Origin of the sequence: Pseudoxanthomonas taiwanensis (genome assembly GCF_010093135.1) — a bacterium.
Lineage (GTDB): Bacteria > Pseudomonadota > Gammaproteobacteria > Xanthomonadales > Xanthomonadaceae > Pseudoxanthomonas > Pseudoxanthomonas taiwanensis.
Map to the genome: position 1 here is coordinate 22222 of NZ_PDWK01000035.1, position 8267 is coordinate 30488.

9 protein-coding genes and 1 pseudogene are annotated in these 8267 nt (G+C 73.8%); 5 read left to right on the plus strand and 5 right to left on the minus strand.

Annotated features, from left to right (window positions below; translation table 11 throughout):
* Positions 1–6: 6 nt before the first annotated feature.
* Positions 7–909 (minus strand): glycine--tRNA ligase subunit alpha, encoded by a 903-nt coding sequence (glyQ, locus tag CR938_RS08335; RefSeq protein ID WP_162124569.1) that lies wholly within the window; start codon positions 907–909, stop codon positions 7–9.
* A 105-nt stretch (positions 910–1014) separates the two neighbouring features.
* Between glyQ and CR938_RS08340 the strand changes: the two genes are divergently transcribed.
* Together CR938_RS08340 and CR938_RS08345 are read left to right on the plus strand one after the other, a co-directional pair.
* Complete coding sequence (locus CR938_RS08340; RefSeq protein WP_162124570.1) at positions 1015–1782, plus strand: glutamine amidotransferase; 768 nt, start codon at positions 1015–1017, stop codon at positions 1780–1782.
* A 39-nt stretch (positions 1783–1821) separates the two neighbouring features.
* A complete protein-coding gene (locus tag CR938_RS08345; protein ID WP_162124571.1) occupies positions 1822–2715 on the plus strand; it encodes a BPSS1780 family membrane protein in 894 nt (297 codons plus the stop codon).
* Positions 2716–2719: 4 nt separating this feature from the next.
* Here the strand turns inward: CR938_RS08345 and tatC are convergent, their stop codons facing one another.
* The 4 genes and pseudogenes from tatC to CR938_RS08365 all read right to left on the minus strand — a co-directional run bounded on the left by tatC (position 2720) and on the right by CR938_RS08365 (position 4998).
* Complete coding sequence (gene tatC, locus CR938_RS08350) at positions 2720–3466, minus strand: twin-arginine translocase subunit TatC (protein WP_162124572.1); 747 nt, start codon at positions 3464–3466, stop codon at positions 2720–2722.
* A pseudogene (tatB, locus tag CR938_RS14960) lies at positions 3450–3821 on the minus strand (Sec-independent protein translocase protein TatB); the annotation flags it as partial. The gene tatC and the pseudogene tatB, both read right to left, overlap by 17 nt.
* An 18-nt stretch (positions 3822–3839) precedes the next feature.
* Positions 3840–4070 carry a Sec-independent protein translocase subunit TatA gene (gene tatA / locus CR938_RS08360; protein WP_162124574.1) on the minus strand — a complete coding sequence of 77 codons (231 nt, stop codon included), beginning with the start codon at positions 4068–4070 and terminating at the stop codon, positions 3840–3842.
* A 49-nt stretch (positions 4071–4119) separates the two neighbouring features.
* On the minus strand, positions 4120–4998 hold the full coding sequence (locus tag CR938_RS08365) for a lipid-binding SYLF domain-containing protein (protein WP_162124575.1): 879 nt from the start codon (positions 4996–4998) through the stop codon (positions 4120–4122).
* Between the two features lie 121 nt (positions 4999–5119).
* Here CR938_RS08365 and hemH point away from each other — a divergent pair, with 121 nt between their 5' ends.
* Genes hemH through CR938_RS08380 form a run of 3 tightly spaced genes read left to right on the plus strand, consistent with a single transcriptional unit; the run spans position 5120 to position 7960 of the window.
* On the plus strand, positions 5120–6082 hold the full coding sequence (gene hemH / locus CR938_RS08370; protein ID WP_162124576.1) for a ferrochelatase: 963 nt from the start codon (positions 5120–5122) through the stop codon (positions 6080–6082).
* Entirely contained in the window at positions 6079–6939 is an 861-nt protein-coding gene (locus tag CR938_RS08375) for an alpha/beta fold hydrolase (protein WP_162124577.1), read from the plus strand. The genes hemH and CR938_RS08375 overlap by 4 nt, the downstream gene beginning before the upstream one ends.
* Positions 6940–6991: 52 nt before the next feature.
* Positions 6992–7960, plus strand: a complete 969-nt coding sequence (locus CR938_RS08380; RefSeq protein ID WP_162124578.1) for an NAD(P)-dependent oxidoreductase — start codon at positions 6992–6994, stop codon at positions 7958–7960.
* The last annotated feature ends 307 nt before the right edge of the window (positions 7961–8267 follow it).

Sequence of the window (8267 nt, forward strand, 5' to 3'; positions counted from 1 at the left end):
GTCCGCTCAGTTCGTGGAGGCGCGCTTGAGGCCCGGGAAGCCGAGCTTCTCGCGCTGCGCGTAGTAGGCGCGGGCCACCGCCTGCGCCAGGGTGCGCACCCGCAGGATGTAGCGCTGGCGCTCGGTGACGCTGATGGCGCGGCGGGCGTCCAGCAGGTTGAAGGTGTGGCTGGCCTTGCACACCTGCTCGTAGGCCGGCAGCGGCAGCTGCGCCTCCACCAGCCTCAGCGCCTCGGCCTCGCAGGCGTCGAAGCGGTGGAACAGCTCGGCCACGTCGGCGTGCTCGAAGTTGTAGGCGCTCTGCTCGACCTCGTTCTGGTGGTACACGTCGCCGTAGGTCACCGGGCCCTGCGGACCGATGGTCCAGACCAGGTCGTAGACGTTGTCCACGTTCTGCAGGTACATGCACAGGCGCTCGAGGCCGTAGGTGATCTCGCCGAGCACCGGCCTGCACTCCAGGCCGCCGGCCTGCTGGAAGTAGGTGAACTGGGTCACCTCCATGCCGTTGAGCCAGACCTCCCAGCCCAGGCCCCAGGCGCCCAGGGTGGGCGATTCCCAGTTGTCCTCGACGAAGCGCAGGTCGTGCACCTGCGGGTCGATGCCCAGCGCCCTGAGCGAGCCCAGGTACAGCTCCTGGATGTTGTCCGGGCTGGGCTTCATCACCACCTGGTACTGGTAGTAGCGCTGCAGGCGGTTGGGGTTCTCGCCATAGCGGCCGTCGGTCGGGCGGCGGGAAGGCTGCACGTAGGCGGCGTTCCACGGCTCCGGGCCGAGCGCGCGCAGGAAGGTGGCGGGGTGGAAGGTGCCGGCGCCGACCTCCAGGTCGAGCGGCTGGATCAGCACGCAGCCCTGCTCGGCCCAGTAGCTGTTGAGCGCCTGGATCAGTCCCTGGAAGGTCGGTCCGGTCATCGGCTTTATTGCGGTGCGGAAAAGCGGGCTAGTATAGGCCCGAGCCCCGCATTCTGCGGGATCTGGCGGTTTCAATCGCTACTTTCCCGCAGGGTCCCCCGTCCCGTGAACGCCACCCGCCGCGCCCCCTTCCTGATCGTCGAAACCGGCCTGCCGGTGGAGCGGTTGCGGCGCTACGGCCGCTTCCCGCACTGGATCCGGGTCGCGGCCGGACTGCGGGCGGCCGATGTGGTGGAGGCCAATCCCGAGCGCGGCGATCCCCTGCCGGCCCCGGACCGGGTCGCCGGGGTGATCGTCAGCGGCTCGGCGGCCTTCGTCACCGACCGCGCCGAGTGGAGCGAGCGCACCGCCGACTGGATCCGCCAGGCCGTGGACGCGGGCACGCCGCTGCTGGGCATCTGCTACGGCCACCAGCTGCTGGCCCATGCCCTGGGCGGCGAGGTGGACTACAACCCGGCCGGGCGCGAGTCCGGCACGGTGTTCATCGACCTGCACCCGCCGGCCTTCGCCGACCCGCTGTTCGCCGGCCTGCCGCCGCGCTTCCCGGCCCATGCCACCCACCTGCAGACCGTGCTGCGGCCACCGGAGGGCGCCACGGTGCTGGCGCGCTCGGCGCTGGACGGCTGCCAGGCCTTCCGCTGGGGCGCGGCCGCCTGGGGCGTGCAGTTCCATCCGGAGTTCGCCACCCACCACATGCGCGGCTACGTGCACGCCCGGGCCGAGTGCCTGCGCCGCCACGGCCACTGCCCGCGCGAGGTGGCCCGGTCCGTCAGCGCCGCGCCGCAGGCGCGCGGCCTGCTGCGCCGCTTCGTGCGCCATGCCCGCGGCCACCACGGGCACGCGCACCTCGGTCCGGCCGCCGATCGCCGATAATGGCCCTGCGCCCCCGTGGGGTGCGTCACCGGGATGAAGATGGATACGAGTCGCAAGCTGCCGGCCTCGGCCGGCGCGGAATGGGTGCTCGGCGGCTGGGCGCTGCTGCGGCGCGCCCCGCTGCCGCTGGGGTCGCTGGGGGCCCTGTGGGGGCTGTTCGGCGCGCTGCTGCTGGTGGCGGCGATGGCGCTGCCGGCGCTGGCCGCGGTGCTGCAGCTGCTGCTGGCGCTGGCCGGGCCGGTGCTGTTCGGCGGGCTGGTGTGGGCGGTGCGCGAGGTGGCCCAGGGCCGGCCGGCCCTGCCGGGCCACCTGCTGCAGGGCGCGCGCGAGGGCCGGGTGCCGCAGCTGCTGGCCACGGTGCTGCCGCAGGTGGTGGCCGGTCTGGTGCTGGGCATGTTGCTGCTGGTCCTGGTCGGCGGCGAGCAGCTGCAGCGGCTGGTGGAGGTGCGCGACGAGCTGGACGCGATGGCCCGCTCCGGGGCGCAGCCCTCGCCGGAGGAGGTGCAGGCGCTGGTCGGCGGGCTGCCGGCCGGGCGCATCCTGCTGTGGCTGCTGCTGGGCGTACTGGCCGCGGCGGGCGTGGCCATGACCGTGTTCCTGGCCGTGCCGCGGATCATGTTCGACCACCGTGGCGGCCTGGCGGCGATGGGCGACAGCCTGCGCGCGGCCTGGCGCAACCTGCCGGCGGTGCTGGTGTTCTTCCTGCTTGCGGGACTGAGCCTGGCGGGCGTGTACTTCGCCGTGGCCCTAGTCTCGGTGCCGGTGCAGCTGCTGCTGGGGCCGTGGCCGGCGGCCTGGCTGGCACAGCTGCTGTTCACGGGCGTGGTGATGCCGGTGCTGGCCGGTGCGGTGTTCACCGCCTGGAGCCAGGTGTTCGGCCGCGGCGCGGGCGTGGCGGCGCCGCCGCAGCCCAGCGGCAGCATCGAGGTCTGAGCGGTCAGGTCTGGCCGTGCCGCCGCGCCGCCAGGCCGGCGGCCAGGATCCCGGCCTCGTACAGCAGGCACATGGGCACGGCCAGCAGCAGCTGCGAGACCACGTCCGGCGGGGTGATGATCGCCGCCAGCACGAAGATGCCGACGATGGCGTAGCCGCGCCCGGCGCGCAGCTGGTCGGGCGTGACCCAGCCCAGCAGCACCAGGATCACCAGCGCCACCGGCAGCTCGAAGCTGGCGCCGAAGGCGATGAAGATCACCAGCACGAAGTCCAGGTAGGCGTTGATGTCGGTCATCATCGCCCCCCCTTCGGGCTTGATGTGGGCCAGGAAGCCGAACACCGCCGGCAGCACCGCAAAGAAGGCGAAGGCGCAGCCGGCGTAGAACAGGGCCACCGCGGACACCAGCAGCGGCAGCGCCAGGCGCTTTTCGCGCTGGTACAGGCCCGGGGCGACGAAGGCCCAGGCCTGGTACAGCAGCCATGGCGCGCTGGCCATCAGCGCGACGAAGAAGGCCAGCTTGATCGGGGTGAAGAATGGCGAGGCCACCTCCACCGCGATCAGCTGCCCGCCCTCGGGCAGCTTGTCCAGCAGTGGCCGGGCCAGCCAGGCGTACAGGCGGTTGGCGAACGGCAGCAGCGCCAGCAGCACCACCGCCAGGCCGGCCACGCCGCGCAGGATGCGCGAGCGCAGCTCCAGCAGGTGCTCCATCAGGCTGCCTTCGGCGCCGGGCTCAGGGCTGGCCGGATCCATCGCGCTTCTCCTGCGGGGCATCCGGCGCCGGCGTGACGGGCGCACCGGACGTGGCGGCCGGGTCGGCCCCGTCCTGCCGTTCCAGGGCATCCAGGCCCTGGCGCGCGGCCTCGGCCTCCTGCTGCAGGGTGGCCTGGGCCTGGCGCAGCGCGGCCTGTGTCTGCTGCAGGCTGCGCTTGAGTTCCTCGGCCTCCAGCTCGCGCTCCAGTTCGGCCTTGACCGAGTACCACTGCGCGCGGGCGCGGCGCACCCACAGCCCGGCGAAGCGGGCCGCGCGCGGCAGCCGTTGCGGGCCGAGCACCACCAGCGCGACCACCGCGATCAGCAGCAGCTCGCCGAAGCCGATGTCGAACATCCGCGCGACCGCCGCGGATCAGGGCTCGGAACGGTCGTGCCCGGACGCTTCCCTGGAGTCGGCTGACCCGGACTTGCGCTCGTTGCCCAGCCGGGCGGCGGGCTTGTCCTCCTCCCCGCGCATGCCTTCCTTGAAGCCCTTCACGGCCTCGCCGAGGTCGCGGCCGGCATTGCGCAGGCGCTTGGTGCCGAACACCAGCAGCACCACCACCAGCACGATGATCCAATGCCAAATGCTCAGACCGCCCATGGCACGCTCGCAGGAATCGGGAACAGGCAGACAGGATAAGCGATAAGCGTTACGGCAGCGGCTCGGTGCGCACGCCGCCCTCCTCCACCGGCTCGAAGCCGCGGGTCGGCGCCGGGCCGGCCGGGACGGTGGCCGGGTCCACCGGCACCACCGGCGCGGTCTGCGCGGCCGGGGTGGCCGGAGTGGCCGTGGCGGCGGGCCGGACCGCCGGGGTGGCCGCCTGGCCGCCGTTGCGCGAGACCCGCGCCGCGTAGGTGGCTTCCTCCAGCTGGTCGCGGAAGGCGACCACCGCGGCCGAGGGCGCGGCCTGCGCGCGGTTCTCGAAGACCATGCGCGGAGTGGTGGTGGGGCCGTACACGGCGGCCTGGGCGTCGTGGTCGATCTGCAGCACCGCGCCATCCAGGGCCACGCCGGCGAACAGGCCGCGGGCGCGCGACCAGGACCAGATCTCGGCCTTCAGCTGGCCATCGGTGGCGGCGGCGGCATTGCGGCCCACCGGGCCGGCGGCCACGGCCGCGTCCGCGCCGAGGGTGAACTTGCCGTTGACGATGTCGTCCAGGCTGCGGTCGTTGCGGAACACCAGCACGATGTCCGAGGACTGCACGCCGGCCTGGAAGCCGATGCTGCCGCCGGTGAGCTTGACGAACACCGGGTTGGACCAGGTGCCGTCGGCGGTCTTGACCGACATCAGGCCATGGCCGCGGCGGCCGCCGATCACCAGGCCGGCCTTGATGGTGTCGGGGATGACGACGATGGCGCGCGCTTCGTCCAGCAGCTTCTCCGGGATGGCCTGCTCGGGGATCTGCTGGATCTCGGTCAGCACGCGCACGGCATTGCGGGCGCGCGCGTCCTCCTCCGGGCCGGCGAGCACGGGGCAGGCGGCGGTCAGCAGGGCCAGCGACAGCAGGATTTTCGGCAGACGCGACATGCGGAAGGCTCCGGATGGGACTGCGGCGGGCGCCGCACGTTCGGGCAACTTAGGGACGGCCCAATGAATCGGGCCTGAGGCCGGCGGAGTATGCTCCGTCCGGCTCTGCCAGAATGTTGCCATGCAAAGCGCCTCCCCTGCCGACACCGCCCTGGTCGTGGTCAACCTGGGCACACCCGACGCGCCCACGGCCCCCGCGGTGCGGCGCTACCTGGCCGAGTTCCTCGGCGATCCGCGGGTGGTGTCGATCCCGCCGCTGCTTTGGAAGCCGCTGCTGTACGGCCTGATCCTGCCGCTGCGTGGCCCGCGTTCGGCGGCCAACTACGCCAAGGTCTGGCTGGAGGAGGGTTCGCCGCTGCTGGTCCACACCACGCGCCTGGCCGCGGCGATCGGCCAGCGCATCCCGGAATGGCGGGTGGTGCCGGCCATGCGCTACGGCAAGCCCTCGCTGCGCGCGCTGCTGCGCCAGCTGCGCGAATCCGGCGTGCGCCGCCTGGTGGTGCTGCCGCTGTACCCGCAGTACTCGACCACCACCACCGCCTCGGTGGCCGACGTGGTGGCCGAGGAGACCCAGGGCATGGACGTGACCCTGATCGAGGACTACTCGACCGACGCCGCCTGGGTGGAGGCGGTGGCCGCCTCGGTGCGCGCCCACCGCCAGTGCCAGGGCGGCGGCCGGCATCTGCTGTTCTCCTTCCACGGCATTCCGCAGCGCCTGGCCGACAACGGCGACCCGTACCCGCAGCGCTGCCGCGATTCGGCGGCGGCCATCGCCGCGGCGCTGGGTCTGGAGGCCGGGCAGTGGTCCCTGTCCTACCAGTCGCGCTTCGGCCGCGAACGCTGGCTGGAGCCGTCCACCCTGGCCGAGCTGGACCGCCTGGCCGGGGCCGGCGTGCGCGAGGTGGATGTGGTCTGCCCGGGCTTCGCCGTGGACTGCATCGAGACGCTGGAGGAGGTGGCCATGGGCCTGGCCGAGCACTTCGCCGGGCACGGCGGCCGCCTGCGCTACATCCCCTGCCTCACCGACGCGCCCGCCCACGCCGACGCGCTGGCCCGGCTGGCGCGCCGTGCCGCCGGTGCATGAGTCCGCGGGAGACCGTCCTGCCCACGCCGTGGGGTGAGCTGGCCGGGCTGCGCCTGGAGCGTCCGGGCGCGCCGCGGGTGGTCGCCCTGCACGGCTGGCTGGACAACGCCGCCAGCTTCCTGCCGCTGCTGCCGCACCTGCCGGAGCTGGACCTGTTGCTGCTCGACCTGCCCGGCCACGGTCGCAGCGCGCACCTGCCGCCGGCGGCCGACTACCGCCTGGACACCTACGTGCACGCGGTGCTCGACGCGGCCGACGCGCTGGGCTGGGAGCGGTTCGCCGTGCTGGGCCATTCCATGGGGGCGGCGGTGGCCTGCGTGCTCGCCGCCGCGGTGCCGGCGCGGGTGGAGCGGCTGGCCCTGGTCGAGAACGTGGGGCCGCTGGCCGAGGCGGTGGAGGCCACGGCCGCCCGCCTGCGCCAGGGCGTGGCCGCGCTGCGCGTGCTGGCCGGCAAGGCGCTGCGCGTGTTCCCCGACCTGGAGGTGGCGGTGCGCGCGCGCTTGCAGGCCAGCCCCATGGAGGAGGCCAACGCCCGCCTGCTGGTCGAGCGCGGTACCCGTGCCGTGGCCGGCGGCTGCACCTGGCGCAGCGATCCGCGCCTGACCGTGCCCGCGCCCTTCCGCCTGGCTGAGGAGCAGGCGGTGGCGCTGCTGGCGTCGGTCGAGTGCCCGGGGCATGTGGTGTACGCCCGCCAGGCCCAGCCCTATTTCCCCGAGGCGCTGCGCCAGGCGCGCCTGGCCGCCCTGCCCGCCGCCACCCTGACCGTGCTGGACGGCGGTCACCACCTGCACATGGACCGCCCCGCCGAGGTGGCCGCCGCGCTGGGCGGTTTCCTCGCCGGGAGCGCCCGGGCGTGACAAGCACCCGCGCAGCGGAGAGGATGCGGGCGGACCAACGGGAGTCGGGACGATGGGCCTGTATCCGCTGTTCGCCGACCTGCGCGGGCGCGAGGTGCTCGTGGTCGGCGGCGGCGAGGTCGCCGCGCGCAAGGTGGCCGCGCTGCTGGAGGCCGGCGCGGTGGTGCGGCTGCCCGCGACCGCGGTCCGGCATCCGGAGCTGGCGGCCGCGCTGGAAGCCGGACGCATCGAGCGGCTTGCCGGCGACTTCGATCCGGCCTGGCTGGACGCGGCGTGGCTGGTGGTGGCCGCCACCGACGATGCCGCCTTCAACGCCGCGCTGGCCGTCGAGGCCGGACGCCGCCGCCGTCTGGTCAACGTGGTCGACGACGCGGCGCTGTCCAGCTTCCACGTGCCGGCGGTGGTGGACCGCAGTCCCCTGGTGGTGGCCATCTCCTCCGGAGGTGCGGCGCCGATGCTGGCCCGCCAGGTGCGCCAGCGCCTGGAAACGCTGCTGGATCCGGCCCTGGGCGCGCTGGCCGCGCTGCTGGCCCGGCACCGCGCACGCATCCGCCAGGCCCTGCCCGACACCACGCGCCGGCGGCGCTGGTTCGACGCCCTGCTGGGCGGCCGCCTGGCCGGACTGGCCGCGGATCCGGCGCGCCTGGAGGCGGCGTTCGAGGCGGAGCTGCAGCGCGCCGCGGCTGCCGTCCGCGACGAAGGGTCGGTGACGCTGGTGCAGGCCGGCGCGCCCGACCTGTACACCCTGCGTGCGCTGCGCGCACTCAATGCCGCCGACGTCCTGCTGCTGGTCGGTGCGGTCGACGAAGCCGCCCTGGAGCCGGCGCGCCGCGATGCGCGCCGCGTGCATGCCGGCGTGGACGCGGCGGCAGGCAGGGCCGTGGCACTGGCGCGCGAGGGCCTGCATGTGGCGTGCGTGCACGCCGCCGGCTGCGCGGTCGGCGAGTCGGTGGCGCGCGCCTGCGCGGAGGCGGGGGTGCCCTGCCAGCGCGTCCCGGCCGTTTCCACAACGGCGCCATAACGGCACGTCCACGAGGGGGCTTCCCAAAACCTGAATACGCATGCACAATGCGCAGCCCTCGACGCGGGGCGCCGCTGAAGGCGCCGCGGGGTCGAAGGGAAGGACGGGCACTTGGGTGTTGCAGTCCTTGGGAAGCCGGCTATAATGGTCGGCTCCCTCGCCCGGAACGGTTGGATGTTTCGGGGCGGTCCGGGGCCGGAGGCATCTCCTGACGGGGTGTTGACGGGATCGGAGAGAGCCGCCAGAATATGCGGCTCCCCCGGCGGGAACGCCGGGGTGGATTGGAAGAGGCGCTGAGGCCGATTCC